Below are 25,556 nucleotides of genomic sequence, written 5' to 3' on the forward strand. Positions count from 1 at the left end.
TGCCCGATTACGCAACGTTGTCGGCCAAATCCATCATTCCGGACAACCCCGGCTTCTCGGGCCAGGGTCCGCCGCTTACCCCACCGGAGTCCGCGAAAACGCTGCGAGCCGCCCCCGCGTGGAGGAAACTCAGCACGGAATCACGCAACCGGACACCCGGTGCCACGCGTCTAGCACAACGAGACCGGCGCACGCAGGAAATGGGGAAAAGACGCCCCAGCGCCGCTCGTTACCTGTTCGCGTACCCTGTCGAGGTGACCTGGATGCGGAAACGTGACCATAACGTCCTGACCAATGCCGCATCGCTGCTCATCTGTGGGCTGCTGGCCGGCGTGGTCGTCGCCGCCGCGGCCTTTCCCGCGGTGGCGATGTCGGGTTTGGCCGCGAAGGCGGGTGCAGACACCTTCGGTGCGCTGCCGGGGGAACTGACCATGGCCCGCGCCCCCCAAATCAGTTATCTGCTCGCTGCTGACGGCAAGACGCCGCTGGCCACGATGTACGACGAGAATCGACGCGACGTCAAGTTCGAGGACATCTCGCCGTACATGCGCGCAGCGATCATCGCCGCCGAGGACCACGACTTCTACAAGCACAACGGAGTCGATCTCAATGGCGTGGCCCGCGCCTTCGTCAACAACAGCTCCGCCACCAATGACCGGCAGGGCGCCTCGACGCTGACGATGCAGTTCGTCCGGATGAGCATCGCCTACACGGCGACGCACCCCGCCGACGTGCTCGCCGCGACCGAGGACACCAGCGCGCGGAAGCTGCGCGAGATGCGCTACGCGATCCAGCTCGACAAGGAGATGTCGAAGGACGAGATCCTGGAGCGCTACCTGAACCTCGCCGCCTTCGGCAACGGCGCGTACGGCGTCTTCGCCGCCAGCCAGGTCTACTTCAACAAGAAGCCCAAGGACCTGACGATCGACGAGGCCGCCATGCTGGCCGGCCTGGTCAAGGCCCCCACCTCGTTCGACCCGACCACCAAGAGCGGCTACCCGCAGGCGGTCGCCCGGCGCGACTACGTGATCGACCACATGGTCACCACCGGGGCGATCACCAAGGAGCAGGCCGAGGCGGCCAAGGCCGTCAAGCTGGTGGTCAAGGGCAAGCGGGCGCCGAACGGCTGCGTCGCCACCAACAAGAACGCCTGGGGCTTCTTCTGCGACTACTTCTACCGCTGGTGGATGTCGCAGGAGACGTTCGGCGCCACCTCGTACGACCGGGAGCGGCGGCTCAAGAGCGGCGGCTACACCATCATCACCACGCTGGACAAGCAGGCCCAGGACGGCGCCGACAAGGCGGTCCGTGCCGCCAAGCCGGTGACCGCCAAGGAAGCCGTGATGATCGCCGTGATCGAGCCCGGCACCGGTCGGGTACGCGCCCTGTCGGTCAACCGGAACTTCAAGCTCGACAACCCGAAGAACCCGAAGAACCGCCCGCACAGCGACCCGGTCCAGCGCGCCAAGGGCAAGCTCGGCAACTACCCGAACACGGTGAACCCGCTGCTGACCGGTGGTGACGGCATCACCGGCTACCAGGCCGGCTCGGTGTTCAAGATCTTCACCATCGTGGCCGCGCTGGAGAAGGGCATCCCCCTCAGCTACACCATCAACGCGCCGCAGCAGTTCAAGTCCGAGTACATCCTCCGCCAGGGCGCCCCGGCCACCTGCCCGGGCACGCACTTCTACTGCCCGACCAACTCGAACAAGCAGCCGGGCGGCGTGAAGGACATGTGGAGCGCCTTCTCGGCCTCGACCAACACCTACTTCGTGCCGCTGCAACAGCAGATCGGCGCGGCGAACGTGGTCGACGCGGCCAAGCGGCTGGGCATCCAGTTCCGGGTCACCAAGGAGAACGACTGGGCCAACGACAAGACGGCCGCCAACCAGTGGGGCGCGTTCACCCTGGGTGTCACGGACACCACGCCGCTGGAGCTGGCGAACGCGTACGCCACGCTGGCTGCTGACGGCAAGTACTGCGAGCCGACCCCGGTGCAGGAGATCCGCGACCTGAACGGCAACAAGCTGGACGTGGCCAACCCGCGCTGCGAGAAACGGATCAGCACGGAGGTGGCCCGCGCGGCGGTCGACGCGGCCCGCTGCCCGGTCGGTGACAACTCCTCCACCAGCAAGTGCGGCGGCAGCCGTACGGCCGCCAACGGCCGCTGGATCGTCGGCAAGCCGATCGCCGGCAAGTCCGGCACCACCGACGCGGAGAAGAGCGCCTCCCTGGTCGCGATGACCAAGCAGTACGCGGTGGCCGGCATCCTCGCCGACCCGGACTGGCCGCAGACCAACGTGAAGATGAAGCACAACGCTCCCGACGGCATCAACCCGCCGGTCTTCCAGACGCTCAAGGCCGCCATGGCGGGCAAGAAGGCGATCAACTTCGACCCGCCGGGCCAGAAGATCGCGCTGGGCGACCAGCGGAGCATCCCCGGGGTCCGGTGCCTCAGCATCGACCAGGCGAAGTCCCGCCTCTCCGGTGCCGGCTTCACGCCCATCGTGTCCAGCACCCGGGTCACCTCGGACTGCCCGGCCGGCAGTGCCGCCGGCACCAGCCCGGAGGGCCGCACCATCAAGGGCGGCATCGTGACCATCACGGTCAGTGCCGGCGGCGGAGGCAACAACGACGATGACGACGACGACAACGGTCGACCCGGCAATGGTCGACCCGGCGGGCCGCCCACCCGTCCAGGGACAGACCGACCTGGCGGCTGACCGGCACCTGTAACGCCGAACGGGCGGGCACTCCTCATGGAGTGCCCGCCCGTTTCTTCGGCAGCTCAGAGACCGAGCTGGCGGCGTACCTCGGCGGCCACCCGGCCCCCCTCGGCCCGGCCGGCCACGGCCGCCTGGGCCGCCTTCATCGCCGGGCCCATCTGGGCCTTGCCGGTGAAGCCGCCCGCGGCGAGCGCCCCCGCGACCAGATCGGTCAATTCGGCGTCGGAGAGCTGCTGCGGCAGGTAACGCTCCAGCACCTCGCCCTCGGCGGTCTCCTTGGCGGCCTGCTCGGTACGCCCCGCGTCGGAGAACGCCGTCGCGGCCTCCCGACGCTTCTTGGCCTCCTTGGTCAGCACGGCCAGCACCTCGTCGTCGCTGAGCTCGCGCTTGGCCTTGCCGGCGACCTCAGCCGTGCCGACGGCCGCCAGGGCCATCCGCAGGGTGGAGGTGGTCAACTCGTCGCGGGCCTTGAGGGCGGCGCGCATGTCGGCGGTGAGACGGTCCTTCAGCGTGCTCATGGACGCCCAAACTACCCTGATCGCCATGCGAAAGCGCACACTATTCCGGCTCGCGACCGCCACCGTCGCGACGGGCGCCGCCGCCCTGGCGTACGCGTCCCTGGTCGAGCGCAACATGTTCACGCTGCGGCGCTTCGACGTCCCGGTGCTGCCCGCCGGCACCGAGCCGTTGCGCGTCCTGCACCTGTCCGATCTGCACATGACCCCCAATCAGGTACGCAAACAGCACTGGGTGGCCTCGCTGGCTGCCCTCGATCCCGACCTGGTCGTGGTGACCGGCGACAACATGGCGCATCCGGAGGCGGTGCCGGGGGTGCTCCGGGCGCTGCAACCGCTGCTCGACTACCCCGGCGCCTTCGTCTTCGGCTCCAACGACTACACCGGGCCGGTCTGGAAGAACCCGTTCAGCTACTTCCTGCCGGACCGGGAGTACACCGAGGGGGTCGAGTTGCCCTCCGAGGAGCTGCGGGACGTCCTCATCGGGGCCGGCTGGGCCGATCTGAACAACCGGCGGGGCACCGTCAAGGCCGGCGGTCGGGCGATCGACATGGCCGGCGTGGACGACCCGCACGTCGAGCGGGACGACTACACCGCCGTGGCCGGCCCGGTCTCCGCCTCGGCGGATCTCTCCATCGCACTGACCCACTCCCCCGAGCCGGCGCTGCTCGACGAGATGGCCGCCGACGGCTTCGCGTTGCTGCTCGCCGGTCACACGCACGGCGGCCAGGTCTGCGTACCGGGCGTGGGGGCGCTGGTGACCAACTGCGGGCTGCCCCGGTCGATGGCGAAGGGCCTGCACCGTTGGCCCGGCTCGGACGCCTGGCTGCACGTCTCCGCCGGTCTCGGCACCCACCCGACCGCGCCGGTCCGGTTCGCCTGCCGCCCCGAGGCCAGCCTGCTCACCCTGATTCCCCGCTGACCGTCCCGCCCCGGGGGTACCGAGTTTGACCCTCGGGGCGGGTGGGCTACTATTTGTCGGCACGCCTCGGGGTGTGGCGCAGCTTGGTAGCGCGCTTCGTTCGGGACGAAGAGGTCGTCGGTTCGAATCCGGCCACCCCGACAGATGCGAGGCCCTGATCAGCAACACGCTGATCAGGGCCTTGTGTTCTATCCACGGCTCGGGACGCAGGACCTGCCCCCCGCAGTGCGAGACGGTGCACTAGAGTCCGATCACACTGCCGCAAGTCGCCCGATTCCGGGTGACACTGCCGCCTGTCTCAACCAGGGCAGCTCCTTGCTAATGCAAATTGCTACCGCAAACGCACTGAGATCCGCTCAATATTTGCTTGTTTAGGAATCCTCCGCTCAACTCAGGATAAACCAGACAGGTGTCGATTCTTTGACGTTCACCACTGTCTCCCCACCACCCATCGTGTTACCGTACTGACCGAAACAGCGATCGTACGGGTTGTGAGCCCTGGCTGGGAATTTTCAATGGGGGGAACAGTGCGTTGTCCTAGCTCGGCGCGCTCCGAGTTGACGCCGCAGATGCTCGTATACGACGATTTCGACCATCGCAGCCAGGCCCGCTGGATGTCCTATGTGATGTATTTCCACCGGGTCAACTACCGATCTCCCGTAATTAACACCGATCGCTTGGGCTTTCGCATTTCTCACGGCATCGACAGTCAGACCTCGGCGGGTGGTGAGCCGGCAAACGGCCCGGTCCGACTACTGGCGGGCAGTTCGATGGCAATGGGCATCGGAGCGACCTGTGATCAGGCGACGCTCGCCTCGCGACTGTGGACCACCCATGCGCCGTCACGACCCTGGTTGAACTTCGCCGGGCGCAGTCATTCCTCCGCTCAGGAACTGCTGCTCTTCCTCTTCTATCGGCACCTGTTGCCGCCGGTCGAGGAAATTGTCATCCTCTCCGGGCTGAACAACCTGGCCCTGGCGCGACTTCCCGCCGGCCAACGCGGTGATGACGGCGCATTCTTCAACTGCGGCGACTACTTCGGCCAGATGGACAAGCTCAAGTCCCAGTTCCGGACGCACCACTTCGGCTCAGGCGGTCAGCAGACCGGCGGCGACGAACCGGTCCGCCCGCTCCAGGTGCGGATCGCGGACGCCGCAGCGCTGACGATCCGGCACCTGGAGTCCTGGAAGCAGCTCTGCGCCGGCACCGACACGAGGATCACCTTCGTGCTGCAACCCCTGGCCACCTGGGTACGCGAGACGGCCGCACCCCAGGAGAGGCGACTCTTCGACGAACTGGACAAGATCTCGAACTTCTGGGAGTTGTTCGGTGACATCGCCACCAGGGAGACGGCCCGACGATATGCCGAACTACTGCAGGTGGGTTGCGAGAAAATTGATGTCAACTTCCTGGACATCAATCCTCTCCTCGCGAACAGCGCTGCGGACGACAGCTGGCTCTATGTCAATCGAGCGCACATGACCGATTACGGACTCGACCTGGTGGCGCAGTTGCTGGCCAGGGAACTGGATCTGTCGCGCTAGACCATCGGTTCACCATCAGAAGTGAGGACGGGAACATGAACCTGCTGCGCAGGATCTTCGGGAAGATCTTCGGCCGCAAGAAGAAGCCGAAGAACGACGCCTCGATCTACCCGATGTTCTAGCTTGCCCCGCAACAGCGGCGCCTCACCTTTCGCACCAGTAATGGAGAGCAGGGTTCTGCCGTGCTTTCCGTGCCGGACCGAATCGCTTCAGGCGCAGTCGGAAGCCAGTTGAGCCGAAGCGTCTCGGGACGACCCTTTTTGGAGTGAACGGACGATACCTCCGCTCCGAACTCCTCGCGACGACGCAAGGTGAAAAACGTCCGGTTACGGGCGTGTGTGCGGACTAGTCGAGGGATTGACAGTGTCAACGAACGCGGTCCACGAGTCGGGTCGGAATGCCGCCCGACAGCTTGGTCAACAGGATCACTCTCGCCGGCTCTATGTCATCGCGGTTGATCCCGAGACCTCATTTCCCGGAAATCCATTCATCGAACGGATCAGGGCGGAGATCGGTGATATCGCCGGTCGTGAGCCCATGCCGACCCCGCTGGATGAGCTGCGGAACGAGGCGGTGCGGTGGTGTGCCGCCGAGGCCGGTCGCTTCGAGGGACTGGTCAGCAGTTCTGCGGATCCACTGACCACGGATTCCCTCGTCCGCCGCGCCGCGCTCGCGGCGGCACCACTCGCGCTGCGGTCGGGCGCCTGGTTGCAGTGGCAGAGCGCACCGGGCAACGCCGACGACGAGACCGTGTTGCGCATCCTGACCCTTTATGCCTCGGATGTCGGTGTCGGTCGGCCGCAGGATTCCCGAGGCAGTGTCTATCTGTCCCTGCTCCGTCAACTGCACCTGTCCGAGCACGCCGCGCCGGTGGCCCGGCTGGTGCACGACCCTCGGGTGGCGGACCACCACTTCTATCTGCCCGCGACTCTGCTGGCGATGAGCAGGCGACCGGAAGACTTCCGGCCCGAACTCGTCGGCGCTGACCTGTGCCTGCGTACGGTCGGACTGCTGCCGGCGTTGAGACTGGTGCGTCAGGTGCATCCGCAGCTCGTGGACTGGACCGCGATCGACCCGTCCGCCGCCCGGGCCGGCGATGAGCCCTCGGGGCTCCAGCTCAGCCTGGCGATCGTCGAGCACGGGTACGACGACGGGGAGCTGGCTCGGGTGCGTACCGGTTTCCAGTGGGCGTTCACGGTGCTGAAGCGGTGGAGCGGAAGCCTCTTCGCCGAGCTCGACAACGCCCGCGACCCGGCGTACGAGATGGCCGAGCTGCTGCGTCACCGGGCCCGCGAGGGCGCGGTGTACCACCAGGTTTTCGCCATCGCCGGTCGATCGCTGTCCGACTGGCTCCAGGACGCCCGGACCGACCCCAGCGAGCTGCTGGCCGAGCTGGCCAAGAGCCGCCTGGTCAAACCGGGCCGATCCGCGGACAGTCCGCTTGTCAACGGCCTCGTCAGCGAGCGTGGCCCGATGTTCCGGGTCTTCTCTCCGGCCGACCTGCTGGTCATCCGCCGATGGATCGACTCGCTGCCCACCCGGCAGCCCGAGCCCGAGACGCCGAAGGCGGCCGCTGAGGCAGATGCCGTGTCAGCGAAGCTGCTGGCGACCGTCATGGCCGGCCCGGTCGACGAGGGCCGGGCACCCGGTGACATCCGGGAGGCGTACCACCTGCTCCAGCAGCGGACGGACACCCCGGCGATCCGCCGGTACGCCCTGGACTACGTGCGGGGCTGGCTGGCTCGGTCCCGGCACAGAATGGCGTCGGATCCGCAGCGCCTACCCGAGGTCTGGGGACGCGAAGGTCTGCGCCCCTGGCTGGTCGAGCAGCATGACCGGCAGGGACGTGACTTCGAGGAGTCGGCCACCACCCCGATGCCGACCCGGGAAGAACTCATCGACTCGACCGTGCAGCTGGCACCGTTGACGCTTATCGACGGTGCCTGGCTGCAGGGGTTCACCGACTACGAACATGCGGCTTCGGAACAGGGCTACTTCCTGTTCGAGACGTACTGGGACGAGCTCGGCAACGGGGTGCCTCGGCTGAACCATCCGCTGATCTACCGGCAGGTGCTCGCCGAGATGGACATCAAGGTGCCGCCGACCGCGTCGCGGGAATTCGCCATGTGGGACGGGTTCCGGGACGAGTCCTTCGAGCTGCCGGTGTACTGGCTGAGCATCGGACGTTTTCCGCGTACGTTCATGCCGGAGATCCTCGGGTTGAACCTGGCCATGGAGCTGTCCGGGGTCGGTGGCACCTACCGGCGGGCGCGCCAGGCGCTGAAGAAGTACGGCTTTTCCACAAAGTTCGTCGACATCCACAACACCATCGACAACGTCGCCACCGGGCACTCCGCCTGGGCCGCCGACGCGGTCGACACCTACCTCGCCTCGCTGCCCGTGTCCCATGGCGCCGGTGCGGTCGCCGAGGTCTGGGAACGGGTACGCACCGGGTTCCGATCGCTCAACCCACCGTCCGGCCTGCTGGCCCGCCGGGCGTTTCGCCGCGCCCGCAAGGCCAGCAGATCGCTCGCCGCCATCTGATCGACCGACGCACCACACCCACACTGAGGAGATCGATCGTGGGAAAGCTGGTTCTGGGCCTGTCCGCTTACTACCACGACAGCGCGGCCGTGCTGGTGCGGGACGGAAAGCCCATCGCAGCCGCTCAAGAGGAGCGCTTCACCCGTAAGCGCCACGACCCGGCCTTTCCGGCCGAGGCGGTGAAGTACTGCCTGGCGGAAGGCGGTGTCGGACTCGGCGATGTGGATGCGGTCGCCTACTACGAGGATCCGAAGCTGAAGTTCGGCCGGGTGCTGACGAGCTTCGCCGCCTCGTCGCCCTTCTCCCTGGAGGCCTTCACCCGGGTTCTGCCGGAGTGGACGTCCTGGAAGCGCGACACGGTCGGGCGGGTTCGCCGGTCGCTTGCCGAGCTGGGGCAGGGCGCGGTCCCGGAGATCAACGTCCGGCGGCATCACGAATCCCACGCGGCCTCCGCCTTCCTGCCGAGCCCGTACGAGTCGGCAGCGGTGTTGTGCATCGACGGCGTCGGTGAGTGGGCCACCACGACTCTCTGGCACGGCCAGGGCAGTCGAATCCGCCACCTGGCGGAGATCAGGTACCCGCATTCGCTGGGCATGCTCTACTCGGCGTTCACCTACTTCTGCGGATTCAAGGTCGACTCCGGCGAGTACAAGCTCATGGGACTGGCCCCGTACGGCGTGCCGCGCTACGCGGACGTGATCCGGCAGCATCTGATCGACGTCAAGGACGACGGCTCGTTCCGGCTCAACATGAACAACTTCGAGTTCCTGCGCGGTCAGGTCATGACCGGTCGCGGGTTCGAGCAGTTGTTCGGCGGGCCGCGCCGCGAGCCGGAGAGCCCGCTGACCGAGCGGGAGTTCGATCTGGCCGCGTCGGTGCAGCTGGTCACCGAGGAGGTGGTGCTCAAGCTGGCCCGGACCGCCCGCGAGATGACCGGTGAGGCCAACCTCTGCCTGGCCGGTGGCGTGGCACTGAACTGTGTGGCCAATGGCAAGGTCATCCAGGAGAAGATCTTCGACTCGGTGTGGGTGCAACCGGCCGCCGGTGATGCGGGTGGGGCCCTGGGTGCCGCGCTGATGGTGGCCACGGAACTCGGTGCGCCGCGCGCACACCTCGCCGAGGGCGGCGACGGGATGTCCTCCTCGCTGCTCGGTCCCGGGTTCAGCGACGAGGAGATCGCGCGTTTCCTGGACGACCTGGGTGTGCCGTACACCCGGTTGGACGAGGAGTCCATCGCCAAGCAGGTGGCGGAGGAGCTGGCCACCGGCAAGATCGTCGGCTGGTTCCAGGGCCGGATGGAGTTCGGTCCGCGTGCGCTCGGGGCGAGGTCGATCATCGGTGACCCCCGTGACGTCGACATGCAGTCGACGATGAACCTGAAGATCAAGTTCCGGGAGTCGTTCCGGCCGTTCGCGCCATCGGTGCTGGCCGAGGAGGTCGAGGAGTACTTCGACCTGCACCAGGAGAGCCCGTACATGCTGGTCGTGGCGCCGGTCGCGAAGCAGCGGCGACTGGACGCCGAGGAGTCGGCGCAGGCCACCGGGCTGGACCGGCTGAAGGTCCACCGCTCGACCATCCCGGCGGTCACCCACGTCGACCATTCGGCGCGGGTGCAGACCGTGACCGCGTCGTCGAACCCGACCTATCACCGCCTGCTGACCGCGTTCAAGCAGGTGACGGGCTGCCCGGTGCTGGTGAACACCTCGTTCAACGTACGCGGTGAGCCGATCGTGGCCACGCCGTACGACGCGTACCAGTGCTTCATGCGCACCAACATCGACCTGCTCGCGCTGGGCAACTTCCTGCTGAACAAAGCCGACCAACCCGCGTGGCGAGAGCAGGGCGACTGGCGCGAGGCGATCGCCCTGGACTGACCGACCACCACTTCGCCCACAAGGATTGATCATGAAAATCTTATGGTCGTTGATCTACTTTCTGGTATTCGTGCCGGTCGGCATCTTCTTTCGACTGTTCCGCGATCCGCTCCGCCGGAAGTGGCAGCCGGAGCTGAGCACGTACTGGATTTTCGACGAGAGACCACGTTGACACCGGCCACCGGTCGGCAGAACCAGGAGAGCAGCACGTGATCGGTATCGACGCAGGGTTGGGCATCGCCGCGGTGGCGCTGGCGATGGTGCTCACTCCGGGTCCAAATATGATCTACCTGGTCTCCCGGTCGATCACCCAGGGTCGGGCCGCCGGCCTGATCTCCCTGCTCGGCGTCGCGGTCGGGTTCTTCGCCTACCTGCTCGCCGCGGTGACCGGTGTCTCCGCGGTGTTCGCGCTGGTACCGACCATGTACACGGCAATCAAGATCGCTGGTGCGTGCTACCTGCTGTGGCTCGCCTGGAACGCCATCAAACCCGGCGGCCAGTCGGCGTTCTCGCCGAAGGATCTGCCCATCGACAGGCCCCGGAAGCTGTTCACGATGGGCCTGATGACCAACCTGCTGAATCCCAAGATCGCCGTTCTGTACGTGTCATTGCTCCCGCAGTTCGTCGATCCGGCGAAGGGCGACATCGCGGCACAGAGCCTTTCCCTGGGATTGATCCAGATCACGGTGGCACTCACCGTCAACTGCCTGATCGTGCTCACCGCAGGCTCGGTTTCCTCCTTCCTCGCCCGGAAGCCGACCTGGTTGCGGGCACAGCGCTACGCCATGGGGACGGTGCTCATCGGCCTCGCCGTGAGCATGGCCTTCGACCGAACGGAAGCAGCAGCACCCCGACAGTGATTCACCCGTTCGAATCGGGACATCGACGCAGACCCGAGGAGGCCGTCCTGATGAAGCCGCACATTCTGATCATCCACCGCTGGCGTGACCACCACGCCGGGTACGCGGACTACCTCGACCACGACCTCCACCACGTCACCTACATATGCACCGAACTGGCCACCGCCTCGGTACCTGCCGCGGCGTCCGCCGTGTCGATCGTCGCGGCCACCGACCGCCTGGACCTGGTGAGCGCCGCTGCCGACGGACTGATCGAGCGATTCGGCCGGCCCGAACGGATCATCGCCCTGAACGAGGGCGATCTCGACACGGCGGCCGAGCTGCGCGCGCACCTGGCGGTGGCCGGTGATCATCCCGAGCAGCTCGCTCCGTTCCGCGACAAGCTGGTGATGGCGCAGACCGTGGTGACGGGCGGCGTCGCCATCCCGGAGTTCGCCGACGCACCCGACACCGAGGCCGTCGTACGCTTCGCGGACCTGCACGGCTGGCCGGTGATCGTCAAACCACGACGGGGAACCGCGAGCCGGGACGTGCTGCGCCTGAACTCGGTCGACGATCTGGTCCAACTCGAACGGCTCGCGCCCGAACCGCGGATGGTGCAGACCTTCTGCCCGGATCAGGTCTTCCACATCGACGGCCTCTGGACCGGCTCCGAGCTGGGTGCCTGGCGGGCTTCGCGCTACGTGAACACCTGCATGGAGTTCGCCGCCGGGGACGTGCTCGGCTCGGTGGAGGTGGACGACCCCGAACTGCTCGGCCCGCTGGGCGAGTTCCTCGCCAGGGCCTGCGCCGCCTTCGGCAACGAGCCGTGGGTGTTCCACATGGAAGCGTTCGTCGGCCACCGGGCCGACGGCAGCATCCGGATCAACTTCCTGGAAGCCGGTTCCCGGGTCGGCGGCGCGGAGATCCCGTTCGTCTGGCGCGAGGTGCACGGCGTGGATCTGGTGGAGGCCGCGGTGCACATCCAACTCGGCCGCCGCCCGATCGTACGGTCGATCACCGGTCAGCGGGTCGGCGGTTGGCTCCTGGTGCCGACTCCGGTGCCCGCGCCCTGCCGGATCACCGTGGCGGAACTCGACCTCCCACCGGCCGAGTGGCCCTACGCCCGGGTGATCCCGGACGTGGGCACCGTGATTCCCAAGGCCGGCGGCTACGAGCACGTCGGGGCCCGGTTCCGGTTCTCCGGGGCGGCCACCGACGACGTGGAGAAGGCCATCCGTCGTACGGCCGGCCAGCTCTGGTTGGAGTGCGTGCCCAGCCAGTCGGACCTGCCGGTCGCGGGCTGACCCGTGATGACCGCCTCGTTGTCCTTCCTCAGCCATCCGCGCGGCCCGTTGAGCAGCATCGAGTCCAGGGCGTACGAGTTCGCGGTGCTGGGAAACCGGATCGACGCCGACTGCCCGCCGCCGGAGGTCGGCATCAGCCGCAGCGACTGGGCCCACGCCTGCGAGAGCCTGCTGCGGCGTCGGTTGCTGTCCCGTGCCGACGACGGTGGCCTGACGGCGGTGCATCCCGAGATCGCGTTGAGCATTCTCAACGCGCCGCTCAGCGATGAGATCCGGCAGCGCGAGGAGGCGATGGCCACCAACGGCCGGGTGATCCAGTCGATCAGCAGGCGGCTGGCTCAGCTGGCCGAGGACGGCAGGCAGCGCGACGGCGTCCGGGTCGTCCGTGGCGAGCAGGCCCTCCGCGACGAGATCGACGCGGCGATCCTGCGCTGCACGACGGAGATCCACTCGCTGCGTCCGGGCGGCCTGCGGTCGCAGGACCACTTCAGCGCCTCCGCGACGTCGGCGAGTTCGATCTTCGAACGTGGGTTGCGGTGCCAGTTCCTCTACCACCACACGGCCCGCTCCAATTTGGGCCTGGTCGCCCGGGCCAAGGCGGTCGCGGAGCACGGTGGAGGCATCCGTACCACCGCGGCGAGCTTCGAGCGCCTGGTCATCTTCGATCGCAGGCTGGCGTTCATCCCCGTCGACGCCCCGGCAGCGGCGGATCGGGGCGCCGCGGTCATCTCCGACGAGCTGGTGGTGGAGTACCTGTACCGCACGTTCGTGCACCTCTGGGCGAACGCGGTCCCGCTCGAACTGCCCGAGGACCAGATGGACGAGGTCTCCCTGGACACCAGGATGGCGATCCTCCGGCTGATGTCTGCGGGGCTCAAGGACGAGGCGATCGCCAATCGGCTGGGCATGGCCCTGCGTACCTGCCGGCGGCACATCTCCTCGATCCTCAAGGGCCTCAATGTGTCCAGCCGGTTCCAGGCCGGCATCAAGATCGCCCAGCTCGGGATCCTCACCGACGAGGTGATCGATTCCGAGCAGTCCGGCCGGACCGACATCAGCCCGCTGTGGTGACCCGTGCAGGTCGCCCTTCCCCCGAATCGACAAGGAGAGCCGAGCAGACATGAAGCTCCAGCGTGAGATTCTGACGCCCCAGATGCTGCAGTACGACGACTTCTCGTCCCGCGGCGAGACCGAGTACGTGCCGTACCTGATGTATTTCAACCGGCCGAACTACCGGTCGGACGCGATCAACACCGACCGGCTGGGTTTCCGCATCTCGCACGGCGCCACGGAGCAGGCGTCGGTCGGCAGCAGCCTGCCGGAGGGTCCGGTCCGTTTGCTGGTCGGTGGTTCCGTCCCGCTCGGCTACGGCTCCACGAGCGACGCGGCCACCATGGCCTCGCGACTGTGGACCGAGCACGCCCCGTCGCGCCCGTGGCTCACGTACGCCGGGCACTGCTACAACTCCACCCAGGAGCTGCTGTTGTTCCTGCTCTACCGGCACCTGCTGCCGCCGGTCGAGGAGATCGTCATCTTCAGCGGCTTCAACACCCTGGTAATGTCCCGACTCGTCGAGATGCACCGCGCGGACCAGGGCCCGTTCTACTTCTGCGGCGAGTTCTTCGAGCAGATGGAGGAGGTCAAGTCCCGGCACCGCAAGTCGTCCCGTGGCTTCGGTCGCCGTAACAAGCCCTCGGTGCCGGCCTGGCCCTCACCCGACGAGGTACGCCCGGAGCTCGACGACGCGATCGCCAGCGCGGTCGACCTGGTCGGCCGGCACCTGGACAGTTGGCAGGTGCTCGCCGCGGCCACCGGCGCCCGGGTCTCCTTCGTGCTTCAGCCGCTGGCCACCTGGCTGCGGGAGGAAACCGCGCCCCAGGAGAAGCTGATCTTCGACGAGCTGGACCGGATCTCCAAGCTCGGCACCTGGGAGGCGCTGTACGGCGACGTCGCCTCGGTGGAGGCCGGGCAGCGGTACGCCGATGCGCTCGCACCGGCCTGCGAGAAGCGGGGCGTACGGTTCGTGAACCTCAACCCGGTACTGCGCGCGGCCGTGACCGACCAGACCTGGCTGTACGTCGACCGGGCCCACCTGACCGACGAGGGCAACGACATCGTCGCCGCGCTGCTCGCCGAGCAACTCGGCCTGTCCTGAGACCCGGCCGATGACCAGGAAGCCATCGAAACACCACGAAAAGGTGCTCAACTGATGTTCAGAGTAGCCGTGATCGGGGGGCGACCCGCCCCGATCAAGGGAGCCAAGGAATTGGGCGTCGACGTCGTGCTGGTCCACCAGCCCGGCCAGTACGAGGAGTCGATCCGTCAGCACTGCGAGCGGATCGTGCACGCGCCGCTGGCCGATGGCCCGGCGATGCTCGAGGTGCTGCGACCGCTGCACGAGGAGCGACCCTTCGACCGGGTGCTGACCGTCTCGGAACCGTGGGGGGTGCCCACCGGGCACGTGGTGGACGGCCTCGGCGTGCCGGGAACCACGGAGCGGACCGCGCGCCTGCTGAAGAACAAGGCGCTGATGCGCGAGCGACTCGCCAAGTACGACCTGAGCCCCGTCCGGTATCGGGTGGTGGGGTCGGAGCAGGAGGCGCTCGACTTCCTCGCGGAGATCGGCGGTCCGGTCGTCCTCAAGCCGATCGACGGTGCCGCCAGCCGGCACATCCTGCGGGTGGACAACGCCGCCGGGCTGCGGGACGCCTGGCGTCGGCACACCGAGGCCGGCAACACCTCGGTGCTCGCCGAGGAGTTCCTCTCCGGTCCGGTGGTCAGCGTGGAGTCGTTCTCCTTCGGCGGCCGGCACCTGCCCGTCGGGTACTCCGAGTACCTGGTGAACTCGCACCACGTCGAGTGGCAGGTCAGCGTGCCGAGTCGGCTCGCCGCAGCACACCTGACGGAGCTTCGGGACCTCACCGTGCGCCTGCTGGACGCGGTCGAGTTGACCGAGGGCCCGTCGCACAGCGAGTTCGTCCTGACCGACCGGGGTCCCCGGGTGCTGGAGTCGCACGCCCGGCTCGGTGGCCACGCCATCCCCGAGTTGGTACGCCGGGCGTACGGCCTGGATCTGGCGCGGATGTGGCTGACCGTGCCACTGGGCATCGACGAACTGCCCGCCGAGGCCCCGCAGCCCAGCGCGGGAGCGGCGATCCGGTTCCTGCGGCCCGAGCCCGGGAAGATCCGCGACATCACGGTGGCCGAGGACATCCCGGCGGTGGTGAAGCGGGTACCGCCCGGCGAGTTGGCCGACGTGTACCTCCCCTTGCTCGGCGAGTTGGTCGACGTTCCGGTCGGCGCGGTCGTGCACAAGAACCCCGGCGACGTGATCACCCCGATCCACACGCTTGCCGACTGCAGTTCCGGTTACGTGCTGGCCACCGGGGCGGACGCGGATGCGGCGGTCGACACCTGCGTGCTGGTCGACGAGAAGATCCGTTTCCACACGTGACACTCCTGGGGCATCACGACTTCCGGCTGCTGTGGACCGCACAGACCCTGGGCCAGTTCGGCACGCATTTCAGCCGTGTCGGACTGCCCCTGGTGGCGATCCTGGCCCTGGACGCGACCGCCTTCGAGGCCGGTCTGCTGGCGACGTTCCAGACCGTGGCGTTTCTCCTGGTCGGTCTCCCGGCCGGGGCGTGGGTGGACCGGCGGCGCAAACGTCCCATCATGATCGCCGCGAACCTGGGCCGTGGCCTGCTGTTGGCGTGGGTCCCGGTGGGGGCCTACCTGGGCGTGTTGACGCTGACCCAGCTCTACATCGTCGCGCTGGGGGTGAGCGTCGGCACCCTGCTGTTCGAGACGGCGTACGTGAGCTATCTGCCGCTGATGCTCGAACGCGGACAGCTGGTCGAGGGCAACGCGAAGCTGGAGAGCACCCGGTCGGTCGCCCAGGTCGGCGGCCCGACGCTCGGTGGCTACCTCGTCCAGTGGTTCGGGCCCCCGCTCGCGGTGCTCACCGTCGCCGCCGGCTACCTGGCCTCAGCGCTGGCCGTGAGCCGGATCCGTATGCGCGAGGCCCTCCCCGTCCGGGGCGCCAGCAGCCACCTGGTCGGGGAGATCCGGCAAGGGCTGTCGTACGTCTTCCGGCATCGCGTCCTGCGGGCGCTCGCCGTCTCGGGCGCGCTGTTCAACCTCGGGGTGTACGTCACCGGGACGGTGGTCGTGGTGCTGCTCGCCCAGCAGTTGCGCATCTCCCCCGGAACGGTGGGGCTGTGGTTCGCCATCGGCGGGCTGGGCGGGTTGGTCGGTGCCTTCGTCGTCCAGCGGATCAGCGTACGGCTCGGGCCGGGGCCGACGGTCTGGGTCGGCATGGCCGTGGCCGGTGTCGCCGGCCTGGTCGTGCCGCTCGCCGACGCCGACTGGCGGCTCTGGCTCGCCGGGGCGGGCAACGCGCTGGTCTCCACCGGCCTGGTGATCAACAACGTGAACAGCATGGCGATCCGGCAACAGCTGTGTCCGCAGGAGTTGCAGGGCCGGATGAACGCCACCATCCGCTTCCTCGTCTTCGGGGCGATGCCAATCGGCTCGTTCCTCGGCGGGTTCCTCGGCGAGCAGATCGGGCTGCGCGAGACCCTGTGGGTGGGTGCCGTGCTGAGCCTGGTCGCCGTCCTGCCGGTCTACTTCTCGCCGCTGCGGACGATGCGGGGCCAGCCGGATGCCGACGACCGGAATGCTGCTCCGGAGAAGGTGGGGTGAGCGCCCCTCCGTCACACCAACGCTGAGAGTTCTAGAAGGGTCGGGCTTCCGCCCGACCTGCCGGTGTGCCATGCTGAATGGCAACAGTTCTAGAACAGATGGAGCCGACGTGACGGACCTGACCGTGCTGCCCAACGGCAGCCTCATGGCCGATCCCGGCGAGCGCGGCAGGTTCGGTGGGCACGGTGGTCGCTTCGTGCCCGAGTCACTGATCCCCGCCTGCGCCGAGCTGGAGGAGGCGTTCCGGGAGGCGTGGGCGGACCAGCGCTTCCGCCGCGACCTCGACCGACTGCTCGCCGTGTACGCCGGCCGCCCGACCGCGCTCACCCCGGCCTGGCGGCTCTCCGCCGAGCTTGGCATCAACGTGCTGCTCAAGCGGGAGGACCTCGCCCACACCGGCTCCCACAAAATCAACAACGTGCTCGGTCAGGCCCTGCTGGCACGCCGGATGGGCAAGACGCGGTTGATCGCCGAGACCGGTGCCGGCCAGCACGGCGTCGCCACGGCCACCGCCGCCGCGCTGCTCGGCCTGGAAGCAACCGTCTACATGGGGGCCAAGGACGTCGAGCGGCAGGCACTCAACGTGTTCCGGATGGAACTGCTCGGTGCCGAGGTCATCCCGGTCACCGGCGGCAGCCGCACCCTCAAGGACGCCACCAGCGAGGCCCTGCGGCACTGGGTCACCCGGGTCGACGACACCCACTACTGCATCGGCTCCGTGATGGGCCCGCACCCGTACCCGTGGATCGTGCGGGAGTTGCAGCGGGTCGTGGGTGAGGAGGCCCGCGCTCAGTGCGCCGCCGAGCTGCGGACCGGCGTGCCCGACTACGTGGTGGCCTGCATCGGCGGCGGCTCGAACGCCGCCGGCACCTTCGCCGGCTTCGTCGACACCCCGGCGCAGCTCATCGGCGTGGAGGCCGAGGGTGGGGCGGCGGTCGCCTTCGGCCGGGTCGGTGTGCTGCACGGCTTCCGCTCGTACGTCCTGCAGGACGAGGACGGTCAGGTCAGCGAGGCGCACTCGATCGCGGCCGGGCTCGACTACCCGGGCATCGGCCCGGAGCACGCCTTCCTCAACGACTCCGGGCGGGCCCGCTACGTCACGGTCAGCGACGAGGAGGTCATCCCGGCGGTACGGCGACTGGCCCGCACCGAGGGGATCCTGCCGGCCCTCGAATCGGCCCACGCCATCGCCTGGGTGATCCGGGCCGCCGAGAGCGGCGAACTGCCACCCTTCTGCACCGTGCTGGTCACCCTGTCCGGGCGCGGCGACAAGGACATCCACACCATTCGGGAAGCGGCATGAGCGGCAAACTCCTGGTCCCCTACGTGACCGGCGGCATCCGACCCGACTGGACCCGGTACGTCGAGGAGTACGCGCGCCACGGCGCCGACATGATCGAGATCGGGCTCCCGTTCTCCGACCCGATCCTCGACGGGCCGACGATCCAGCAGGCGTCGCACCACGCCCTGCAACAGGGCGTCACGGTGCGTTCCATCCTCGACGACCTCACCGGCCTGACCGTCGATGTACCGCTGATCGCGATGACGTACTACAACCTGGTGATCCACAACCCGTCGTTCTGCGCGGATCTCGCCGCGGCCGGCGTCAGCGGGCTGATCGTGCCCGACGTGCCGATCGACGAGGTGGACGAGCTGGAGGCGACGGCCACGGCGGCCGGGGTCGACCTCGTCCTGCTCGCCGCGCCCACCACCACCCCGTCACGGCTGGCCGCGATCGCGCAGCGCAGTCGACGCTTCGTCTACGCCGTGTCCGTCATGGGCACCACCGGTGAGCGTGACCGACTCGGCGACTCCGCCCTCCGGCTCGCCCGTGAGCTGCGGGCCATGACCGACCTGCCGGTCCTGCTCGGCTTCGGCATCTCGCAGCCCGCGCACGCGGTGGCGGCCGCCGACGCCGCCGACGGTGTCGTGGTGGCGTCGGCGCTGATGCGGATGGTGCTCGACGGTGCCGGCCCCGAGGAGATCGGTGCCACGATCGCGGAGTTCCGGGCGGCGCTGGACGGCGTGGTCGTGGGCGTCCCCGGGTAAGCGCGGGCCTGGGCAGGTGCCCTGTGCCGCTGCCGCCCACGGTGCGCCAGACTGGGGCACCGGTACGGCGGTGCGGTGGACGGGAGACTCCCATGGGTGATGCGACGACGACGCCCGGAGCGGGTGCGCCGGCATCCGGTGGCCGGCCACCCGCGCGGTACCGCCAGATCGCGGCCGACCTGGCGTCCCGCATCCACCAGGGCGAGTACGCGCCCGGCGAAGCGCTGCCCGCCCAGCGGGAGTTGAGCGCCCACTACGGCGTCACGCTGATGACGCTGCGTCAGGCCCTGCAACAGCTGTCCGACGAGGGACTCATCGTGCAGCAGGCGGGGCGGGGCACCTACGTCACGCCGGTTCAGGCGGCGTACCGGGTGGACACGCTGCGCAGCTTCACCGAGGACCTGCGCGAGCAGGGCCACGAGGTGGTCACCCAGGTCCTGTCGAGCGGGATGCGACGCCCGCCGGCCTGGGTGGCCGACCGGCTCGGCGGTGGTGACGGCGAGCGCACCCTGCGCCTGGAACGGCTGCGCCTGCTCAACGGCCGTCCCGCCATCCACCAGGTCTCCTGGGTGCGGTCGCCGCAGGCGGCGGCCATCCGGGAGCGCGACTTCGTCACCACGTCGCTGTACGCCGCCCTGGCCGACAGCGGAGTCGCCATCCTGCGCGCCTCGGAGCGGATCGTCCCGGGCGTGCTCTCCGCGCCGGTGGCCGGGCACCTGCGCCAGCCGGTCGGCAGTCCCGTCTTCGTCAGCGAACGGACGACCGTGGCCCTCGACGGCACCGCAGTGGTGGTCGACCGGGCGGTGATCGTCGGCAACGCCATGGAGATCCGTGCCGAGCGGGCCGCGACCCGACTGTCGGTGCGGTGGGGTGCCGTGCACTCCCCGGCCGCCTCGGGCGACGAGCGACCCGCCCCGCAAGCACCGGTGCGGTAGGCGACCGCTCGCGGGTTCACCGCCGGGGAAGGCAGCAAGGTGCCTGGCCACTTCTGGCCTCCGCGACGGCGTTGTTACCCATCGTGTCCGTGCGGCATCTTGGGGTCTCGGGTGTCCGAACGACTGGGCGTTCCACCCGACACGACCGCGAGTTGGGGATTCGCGGCGACTCCCATGATCGGAGCCAGACATGTCCCGCGCACTTCGGGTGGCCCGTCACCACCTGGACGACAGGACCCGTGACCTGCTCGACAAGGAGCTCACGGCCGCCCTCTGCGACATCACGCTGGATTCGGACGCGCACGAGGCGATCCTCGCCCGAATCGGCGCACACGCCCTGCAGACCCATCTTCCCGGCGAGATCCTCCAGGCGTTGACGTTCTACCCGGCGACCGGCTCGCACGTGCTGACCATCGGCAACCTGCCGCAGCAGGAGTTCCCGGCCACGCCACGCAACGGCTTCACCGACGAGTCCGCGATGGCCGTGACCAACGCGCTGCACTTCGGTCTGCTCCAGTTGCTCTCGCTGACGCCGTTCGCGGTCGACTACGAGAACAACGGCCGCTACATCCGCAATGTCGCGCCGAATCCGGCGGCGGCCGGCACCACCAGTTCCTGGGGTGCCGATTCGGAGTTCTTCTGGCACACCGACAATCCGCACCTGCCGTTCGGCGGCAAGGGCGTCGACCCGCGCCGGTACGTCCCGCGCTACCTCAGCTTCTACGCGGTCCGCAACGACGAGCAGGTACCGACCGAGGTGCTCGCCATCGAGGACGCCGTGGCCGCCCTCGACGACGCCACCGTCCAGTCCCTCCAGTCGGCCCAGTTCCTCGTCGGCGCGCCCGCGTCCAACGACGAGACCGCGCCCCTGCCGGACGCCGCCCTGTTGGAGCAGAGCTACGAGGGCACCCGGGCACGGTACGACCGGGGCACGGTCACCGGGACCACCCCTGCGGCGGCCGCTGCCCTGGACCGCTGGGTGCAGGCCCTGGAGCAGTCGCGAGCCGAGGAGTTCGTGCTGGGCCCCGGAGATTTCCTGATCTTCGACAACTACCGGGTGCTGCACCGCCGACGGGCCTTCCAGCCCGGCCCGGCTCAGACCGCCCGCTGGTTGCGTCGTTGCTATGCAAGCTGACCTGGGTACACGGAGGAAGACCATGGGCAAATATCGGGTCGCCGTCATCGGTGGTATGCCCGCGCCGATCCACGGCGCCAAGGAACTCGGCATCGACGTCGTGCTGGTGCACGAGGAGGGCAAGTACGAGCAGTCCATCCTGCAGCACACCGAGCGGGTCGTACACGCTCCGCTGGCCGACGGCCCGGCTATCCATGCCGCGCTGAGCCCGCTGCATGCCGAGCGTCCGTTCGACCGGGTGATGACCACGACCGAGGTCGCCGCGATCTCGTCCGGATACGTCGTGGACCAGTTCGGTCTGCCCGGCGTCACCGAGTTCACCGCCCGTGCGCTCAAGGACAAGGCGCTCACCCGTGAGTGCCTGGCCAAGGCCGGCGTGGAGAACGTCCGCTACCAGGTGGTCAGCTCGGTGGACGAGGCGGTCGCCTTCCTGGAGCAGGTCGGCGGCAAGATCGTCCTCAAGCCGCTCGACGGCGCGGCGAGCCTGCACATCAAGGAGGTCGAGACCCCCGCGCAGGTGGCCGAGGCCATGGCGGAGCTGGCCACTGCGGGGATCACCAGCCCGATGGCGGAGGAGTTCCTGTCCGGCCCGGTGGTCAGCGTCGACTCGTTCTCCTTCGAGGGCCGGCACCTGACGATCGGCTACTCGGAGTACCGGATGAACGACCGGTTCGTGGAGTGGGAGGTCAGCACGCCGAGCCGGGTCGCCGTTCCGTACCTCGCCGAGCTGCGGGAACTCACCGCCAAGCTGCTGGACGCCGTCGGTGTCACCGAGGGGCCGTCGCACAGCGAGTTCGTCCTCACCCCGGACGGTCCCCGGGTCCTCGAATCGCACGCCCGGCTCGCCGGCAGCGGCGCCCCGGAACTGGTCCGCCGGGCCTTCGGTCTGGACCTCAACCGCATGTTCCTCACGGTCCCGCTGGGCATCGACGAGCTTCCGCTGGAGTCTCCGGCGCCGATCGGCGGCGCGGTCGCGCTGTTCCTGACCCCGGATCCGGGACCGATCAAGTCGATCACCGTGCACGAGGACATCCCGGCGAAGGTGCTGCGGATCCCGCCGGGCGAGCAGGCCCCGGTGTTCATGCCGTACCTGTTCGAGTTGGGCGCCGAGGACACCGCCGTCGTCATCACCAAGAACCCGGGGGACGAGGTCGCGCCGCTGTTGACGGTCGCCGACTGCAGCAACGGCTACATCCTGGCCTCCGGCACCGACGCGCTCGACGCGATCGCCAAGGCCGAGGCGATCAACGCACAGATAGAATTCGTCATCGGTTGATGCAGCCACGCGGCTGCGATCGGGCGACGTGCCGTCCTCCGGGACGGCACACGCCTGCCGGAACAGTGGGAACGGGAGACGAAACGCCATGAAGCGCACCGCGGTCGTGACGGGCGCCAGCAGCGGCATCGGAGCGGCGACGGCGCGCCGGCTGGCCAAGGACGGGTTCTTCGTCGTGGTGGCGGCCCGCCGACTGGACCGGCTCCAGGCTCTGGCGGCGGAGATCGGTGGTCAGGCGGTCGCGCTCGACGTCACCGACCAGGCCTCCGCCCAGGCTCTGGCCGCCGGGCTGGAACGCTGCGACGTCCTGGTCAACAACGCGGGTGGGGCGGTCGGGGCTGACCCGCTGGCCAGCGCGTCCCCGGCGGATCTGATGCAGAGCTTCGAGGTCAACGTGCTGGGCATGCTGCACGTGACCCAGGCGCTACTGCCGCTGCTGCGCTCCTCCGACGCGCCGACCATCGTGACGGTGACCTCGACGGCGGCCCACGTGAACTACGAGTTCGGCGGCACCTACACGGCCGCCAAGCACGCGGAACACGCGCTTGTCGAAACGCTCCGGCTGGAGTTGTGCGGCGAACCGATCCGGGTCGTGGAGATCGCGCCGGGGATGGTCCGTACGGACGAGTTCGCGGTGAACCGGTTCAAGGGTGACGCGGACAAGGCCGCCGCCGTCTACGCGGGTGTGGACCGGCCGCTGGTCGCCGAGGACATCGCCGAGTGCATCGCCCTGACGGTGGGGCTGCCCAGTCACGTCAACGTGGATCGTCTCGTCGTGCGTCCGGTCGCCCAGGCCGCCCAGCACAAGGTGCACCGTCAGCCCCTCTTCGGCGGCTGACGACCGGCTGCGGGCTGAGCCGCTGTGCCAGGCGGCTCAGTCCAGGTCCTCGGCTCTGAGCTTGCCCTTCGCGATCAGGTTTCGGGCGAGGATGATCCGGCCCATAATGATCGCTTGCACGTTGCCGAGCACGACCAGGACGGCGGCGAGCAGGTTGCCGCCATCGATCAGGGTCCAGGCGGGCAGAGCGGCGAAGAGGACCACGGGCACCGCGTACACCCAGAGCGGATAGCGCAGGTGGTGGCTGAGTGAGCTGTCGAAGAGCTTGGGCACGGGATCATTAGATCTCACCCTGGGACGGATTCCCTCCCCCGACTGCTGGGGGATCACCACCATCTGGGGTAGTGCCGCAGAACCCGTTCCGCTGGTTCCGGCGGCTTCGACGTGCGTTCCCGCCAGGCCCGCACGACGTCCGGGCCGTGCACGAGGGCGCCCGCGACCAGCAGCAACGGTGGCGTGAGCCAGCCGAGCCAGTCGAACCACAGGCCGAGACCGGCCACCAGCCACAGCAGGAAGCCGAGGCCGAGCAGTACCGGTCGAAGACGTGGGCGCCGCACGCCGGCCAGTGTAGAACCGGTGTTCCCGTACGGCGCCCGCTCCGAGCGGCTCAGCAGTTGGTGTAGCCCTTGCCCTTCTTGCTCCACGAGCACTTGTCGATCTGCTTGCCGCTGGCGTTACGCAGGTAGGCGGTGTCGCCGGTGTTGTTCCAGATGTAGTTGCCCGAGCCCCAGTAGCGGGTGCTGGCGGTGTTCTTGCCCTTGCCGGTACGGATGATGACGCTCTTACCCTTGCCGAGCTTGAAGTCGCCGCTGAACTTGTAGACGTGGTTGGCCTTGTCGCGCAGCGTCCAGTTCTTCAGGTTGATGGTGCTGGACCGCCGGTTGGTCAGCTTCACGTACTCGGCGTTGAGGCTGGAGTTCGAGCGGTTGTCCGTTCCCGGCGAGTCGTAGTACACCTTCGTGATCTCGATGGCCGGAGTGGCGGCCTGCGCCGGAGCGGCGGCGGCCAGCGAGCCACCCACCGTCATGGCAACCGCGGTGATGAGTCCGAGAAGCCTTTTCGTCATGCGTCTTTCCCCCACTGAGAGCGCCGAATTCGGCGCGGTCGTGTCACGCCGACGCGCGTGACGGCAGCGAGGTTAGCGACGGGAACGGGCAACGTGAATACCCGCGCACGTCGTGCCGTCGAATACGATCCGCGCGGGTTGATCGGACATCCGGCCGGCTCGAATCGATCAGCCGTTCTGGATGATCAGGATCGACCCTGGTCCAGATTCACATCGACCGAAGGGTGCTTCACCACCCGTTGTGGACGATGCCTCGACGGCTCCGCGGATCGGTGCCGCCCGGGAAAGGCCACTGCCGGCCAGCCCCACCGGGGCGAGTTCAGTAGCCGCAGGTCATGCCGGCGGTGTGGCTGACCTGAACGGTGTGCGTGACACAGCCGCGGTCGCTCACCTGATGCAGCAGCAGGGCGGTCGGCTCGGTGACCCAGCCGATCTGCTCGTCGTCGCTCATGGTCAGGGTGGCCTGCCGCCAGGTGCTCGGCGCGACGGTCAGCACCGTGCCGGCGAACATGGTGGTCACCGGCCGGTGCAGGTGCCCGGCGGCGACGCGTACCACCTGGGGGTGTCGCAGCAGCACCTCGGCGAAGGCGTCACCGTCGGCGAGGCGGATCTCGTCGGCGGCCGGGATGCCGACCTCGACCGGCGGGTGGTGCAGGCAGACGACCGCCGGCACGTCGGGCCGCGCGGCGAGCACCCCGTCGAGCCAGGCGAGCTGCTCGGCACCGAGTCGACCGCCGTTCGAGCCCGGAACCAACGAGTCGAGCACCACCAGGGTCAAGTCGGGCTGCTCCACCTGGTAGTACGCCGAGAAGCTGCCCCCCAGCCAGGGCGTACCGCCGAAGGCGTCCAGCAGCGACTCCCGATCGTCGTGGTTGCCGGTGGTCAGGTACAGCGGCAACGGGAAACGACCGATCACCTCGCGCAGCGCGGCGTACTCGTCGGGCCGACCATGGTCGGCGAGGTCACCGGTGATCACCACACAGTCGGGCCGGGGATTGAGCGCCAGCACCCGCCCGAGCGCGTGATGCAGCCCGGCCGCCGGCTCGGCGCCGAGCACGCCGGCGGTGAGGTGCGGATCGCTGAGGTGGGCGATGAGCATGAAGCCTCCACTCGACCGGAACCCTCACGCTATCGCTGCGGCGGCCCGCGCGTGGGCCCACAGGCTGCATCCACAGCCTGTGGATAGCACGTGTGTACGAACGAAATCCGCTCCCCGCCACCATGAGTACGCTTGATCAGCGTCCCGGAACCGGCCGGGACCCGAGCCGACCTGGGACGACGC

23 protein-coding genes and 1 tRNA gene are annotated in these 25,556 nt (G+C 68.5%); 19 read left to right on the top strand and 5 right to left on the bottom strand.

The window, feature by feature from the left end:
* Positions 1-263: 263 nt before the first annotated feature.
* On the top strand, positions 264-2,723 hold the full coding sequence (locus JMF97_RS21455; RefSeq protein ID WP_203223149.1) for a penicillin-binding protein: 2,460 nt from the start codon (positions 264-266) through the stop codon (positions 2,721-2,723).
* 65 nt (positions 2,724-2,788) lie between these two features.
* Here the strand turns inward: JMF97_RS21455 and JMF97_RS21460 are convergent, their stop codons facing one another.
* Positions 2,789-3,244, bottom strand: coding sequence for a GatB/YqeY domain-containing protein (locus tag JMF97_RS21460; protein WP_013736326.1), 456 nt, complete (start codon positions 3,242-3,244; stop codon positions 2,789-2,791).
* Between the two features lie 25 nt (positions 3,245-3,269).
* On the opposite strand from JMF97_RS21460, the gene JMF97_RS21465 reads away from it, so the two are divergent.
* The 18 genes from JMF97_RS21465 to JMF97_RS21550 all read left to right on the top strand — a co-directional run bounded on the left by JMF97_RS21465 (position 3,270) and on the right by JMF97_RS21550 (position 23,208).
* Positions 3,270-4,163, top strand: a complete 894-nt coding sequence (locus tag JMF97_RS21465) for a metallophosphoesterase (protein WP_203223150.1) — start codon at positions 3,270-3,272, stop codon at positions 4,161-4,163.
* Positions 4,164-4,230: 67 nt separating this feature from the next.
* Positions 4,231-4,304 (top strand) — tRNA-Pro (locus tag JMF97_RS21470).
* Positions 4,305-4,732: 428 nt separating this feature from the next.
* Positions 4,733-5,707: an SGNH/GDSL hydrolase family protein gene (locus JMF97_RS21475; RefSeq protein ID WP_238359766.1), complete on the top strand. Its 975-nt coding sequence runs from the start codon at positions 4,733-4,735 to the stop codon at positions 5,705-5,707.
* A gap of 537 nt (positions 5,708-6,244) precedes the next feature.
* Positions 6,245-8,251 carry an iron-containing redox enzyme family protein gene (locus JMF97_RS21480; protein WP_203223151.1) on the top strand — a complete coding sequence of 669 codons (2,007 nt, stop codon included), beginning with the start codon at positions 6,245-6,247 and terminating at the stop codon, positions 8,249-8,251.
* 38 nt (positions 8,252-8,289) lie between these two features.
* On the top strand, positions 8,290-10,125 hold the full coding sequence (locus tag JMF97_RS21485; protein ID WP_203223152.1) for a carbamoyltransferase family protein: 1,836 nt from the start codon (positions 8,290-8,292) through the stop codon (positions 10,123-10,125).
* 31 nt (positions 10,126-10,156) lie between these two features.
* Positions 10,157-10,297, top strand: a complete 141-nt coding sequence (locus JMF97_RS21490; protein ID WP_013736331.1) for a hypothetical protein — start codon at positions 10,157-10,159, stop codon at positions 10,295-10,297.
* A gap of 37 nt (positions 10,298-10,334) precedes the next feature.
* On the top strand, positions 10,335-10,985 hold the full coding sequence (locus JMF97_RS21495) for a LysE family translocator (RefSeq protein ID WP_013736332.1): 651 nt from the start codon (positions 10,335-10,337) through the stop codon (positions 10,983-10,985).
* Positions 10,986-11,035: 50 nt separating this feature from the next.
* Positions 11,036-12,271 carry an ATP-grasp domain-containing protein gene (locus tag JMF97_RS21500; RefSeq protein WP_203223153.1) on the top strand — a complete coding sequence of 412 codons (1,236 nt, stop codon included), beginning with the start codon at positions 11,036-11,038 and terminating at the stop codon, positions 12,269-12,271.
* A gap of 6 nt (positions 12,272-12,277) precedes the next feature.
* On the top strand, positions 12,278-13,342 hold the full coding sequence (locus JMF97_RS21505; RefSeq protein ID WP_203223154.1) for a helix-turn-helix transcriptional regulator: 1,065 nt from the start codon (positions 12,278-12,280) through the stop codon (positions 13,340-13,342).
* Between the two features lie 49 nt (positions 13,343-13,391).
* Positions 13,392-14,426 carry an SGNH/GDSL hydrolase family protein gene (locus tag JMF97_RS21510; RefSeq protein ID WP_203223155.1) on the top strand — a complete coding sequence of 345 codons (1,035 nt, stop codon included), beginning with the start codon at positions 13,392-13,394 and terminating at the stop codon, positions 14,424-14,426.
* Positions 14,427-14,480: 54 nt separating this feature from the next.
* Complete coding sequence (locus JMF97_RS21515; RefSeq protein ID WP_238359767.1) at positions 14,481-15,725, top strand: ATP-grasp domain-containing protein; 1,245 nt, start codon at positions 14,481-14,483, stop codon at positions 15,723-15,725.
* Positions 15,722-16,975, top strand: coding sequence for an MFS transporter (locus JMF97_RS21520; RefSeq protein WP_203223156.1), 1,254 nt, complete (start codon positions 15,722-15,724; stop codon positions 16,973-16,975). Before JMF97_RS21515 ends, JMF97_RS21520 begins: the two co-directional genes overlap by 4 nt.
* A gap of 109 nt (positions 16,976-17,084) precedes the next feature.
* On the top strand, positions 17,085-18,278 hold the full coding sequence (gene trpB, locus JMF97_RS21525) for a tryptophan synthase subunit beta (RefSeq protein ID WP_013736338.1): 1,194 nt from the start codon (positions 17,085-17,087) through the stop codon (positions 18,276-18,278).
* Entirely contained in the window at positions 18,275-19,024 is a 750-nt protein-coding gene (gene trpA, locus JMF97_RS21530; protein WP_203223158.1) for a tryptophan synthase subunit alpha, read from the top strand. The genes trpB and trpA overlap by 4 nt, the downstream gene beginning before the upstream one ends.
* 92 nt (positions 19,025-19,116) lie before the next feature.
* Positions 19,117-19,959, top strand: coding sequence for a GntR family transcriptional regulator (locus tag JMF97_RS21535; RefSeq protein WP_203223159.1), 843 nt, complete (start codon positions 19,117-19,119; stop codon positions 19,957-19,959).
* 190 nt (positions 19,960-20,149) lie between these two features.
* The gene (locus JMF97_RS21540) at positions 20,150-21,094 is read left to right on the top strand and encodes a TauD/TfdA family dioxygenase (RefSeq protein WP_203223160.1); all 945 of its coding nucleotides are present in this window, start codon (positions 20,150-20,152) and stop codon (positions 21,092-21,094) included.
* 22 nt (positions 21,095-21,116) lie between these two features.
* Positions 21,117-22,370 carry an ATP-grasp domain-containing protein gene (locus tag JMF97_RS21545; protein WP_203223161.1) on the top strand — a complete coding sequence of 418 codons (1,254 nt, stop codon included), beginning with the start codon at positions 21,117-21,119 and terminating at the stop codon, positions 22,368-22,370.
* Positions 22,371-22,458: 88 nt separating this feature from the next.
* Positions 22,459-23,208: an SDR family oxidoreductase gene (locus JMF97_RS21550; RefSeq protein ID WP_013736343.1), complete on the top strand. Its 750-nt coding sequence runs from the start codon at positions 22,459-22,461 to the stop codon at positions 23,206-23,208.
* A gap of 36 nt (positions 23,209-23,244) precedes the next feature.
* Here JMF97_RS21550 and JMF97_RS21555 read toward each other — a convergent pair whose 3' ends face one another.
* The 4 genes from JMF97_RS21555 to JMF97_RS21570 form a co-directional block, all read right to left on the bottom strand.
* Positions 23,245-23,481, bottom strand: coding sequence for a hypothetical protein (locus JMF97_RS21555; protein WP_203223162.1), 237 nt, complete (start codon positions 23,479-23,481; stop codon positions 23,245-23,247).
* Between the two features lie 53 nt (positions 23,482-23,534).
* Positions 23,535-23,765, bottom strand: a complete 231-nt coding sequence (locus JMF97_RS21560; RefSeq protein WP_203223163.1) for a hypothetical protein — start codon at positions 23,763-23,765, stop codon at positions 23,535-23,537.
* Positions 23,766-23,815: 50 nt separating this feature from the next.
* On the bottom strand, positions 23,816-24,274 hold the full coding sequence (locus tag JMF97_RS21565; protein WP_203223164.1) for a lamin tail domain-containing protein: 459 nt from the start codon (positions 24,272-24,274) through the stop codon (positions 23,816-23,818).
* A 319-nt stretch (positions 24,275-24,593) separates the two neighbouring features.
* Complete coding sequence (locus JMF97_RS21570; protein WP_203223165.1) at positions 24,594-25,373, bottom strand: phosphodiesterase; 780 nt, start codon at positions 25,371-25,373, stop codon at positions 24,594-24,596.
* Between the last annotated feature and the right edge of the window lie 183 nt (positions 25,374-25,556).

This window comes from Micromonospora fiedleri (assembly GCF_016774385.1).
GTDB lineage: Bacteria > Actinomycetota > Actinomycetes > Mycobacteriales > Micromonosporaceae > Micromonospora > Micromonospora gifhornensis.

Coding starts and splice junctions, on each gene's coding strand:
- JMF97_RS21455 (WP_203223149.1), top strand. CDS start 264: ATGCGGAAACGTGACCATAACGTCCTGACCAATGCCGCATCGCTGCTC.
- JMF97_RS21460 (WP_013736326.1), bottom strand. CDS start 3,244: ATGAGCACGCTGAAGGACCGTCTCACCGCCGACATGCGCGCCGCCCTC.
- JMF97_RS21465 (WP_203223150.1), top strand. CDS start 3,270: ATGCGAAAGCGCACACTATTCCGGCTCGCGACCGCCACCGTCGCGACG.
- JMF97_RS21475 (WP_238359766.1), top strand. CDS start 4,733: ATGCTCGTATACGACGATTTCGACCATCGCAGCCAGGCCCGCTGGATG.
- JMF97_RS21480 (WP_203223151.1), top strand. CDS start 6,245: ATGCCGACCCCGCTGGATGAGCTGCGGAACGAGGCGGTGCGGTGGTGT.
- JMF97_RS21490 (WP_013736331.1), top strand. CDS start 10,157: ATGAAAATCTTATGGTCGTTGATCTACTTTCTGGTATTCGTGCCGGTC.
- JMF97_RS21500 (WP_203223153.1), top strand. CDS start 11,036: ATGAAGCCGCACATTCTGATCATCCACCGCTGGCGTGACCACCACGCC.
- JMF97_RS21505 (WP_203223154.1), top strand. CDS start 12,278: ATGACCGCCTCGTTGTCCTTCCTCAGCCATCCGCGCGGCCCGTTGAGC.
- JMF97_RS21510 (WP_203223155.1), top strand. CDS start 13,392: ATGAAGCTCCAGCGTGAGATTCTGACGCCCCAGATGCTGCAGTACGAC.
- JMF97_RS21515 (WP_238359767.1), top strand. CDS start 14,481: ATGTTCAGAGTAGCCGTGATCGGGGGGCGACCCGCCCCGATCAAGGGA.
- trpA (WP_203223158.1), top strand. CDS start 18,275: ATGAGCGGCAAACTCCTGGTCCCCTACGTGACCGGCGGCATCCGACCC.
- JMF97_RS21535 (WP_203223159.1), top strand. CDS start 19,117: ATGGGTGATGCGACGACGACGCCCGGAGCGGGTGCGCCGGCATCCGGT.
- JMF97_RS21540 (WP_203223160.1), top strand. CDS start 20,150: ATGTCCCGCGCACTTCGGGTGGCCCGTCACCACCTGGACGACAGGACC.
- JMF97_RS21545 (WP_203223161.1), top strand. CDS start 21,117: ATGGGCAAATATCGGGTCGCCGTCATCGGTGGTATGCCCGCGCCGATC.
- JMF97_RS21550 (WP_013736343.1), top strand. CDS start 22,459: ATGAAGCGCACCGCGGTCGTGACGGGCGCCAGCAGCGGCATCGGAGCG.
- JMF97_RS21565 (WP_203223164.1), bottom strand. CDS start 24,274: ATGACGAAAAGGCTTCTCGGACTCATCACCGCGGTTGCCATGACGGTG.
- JMF97_RS21570 (WP_203223165.1), bottom strand. CDS start 25,373: ATGCTCATCGCCCACCTCAGCGATCCGCACCTCACCGCCGGCGTGCTC.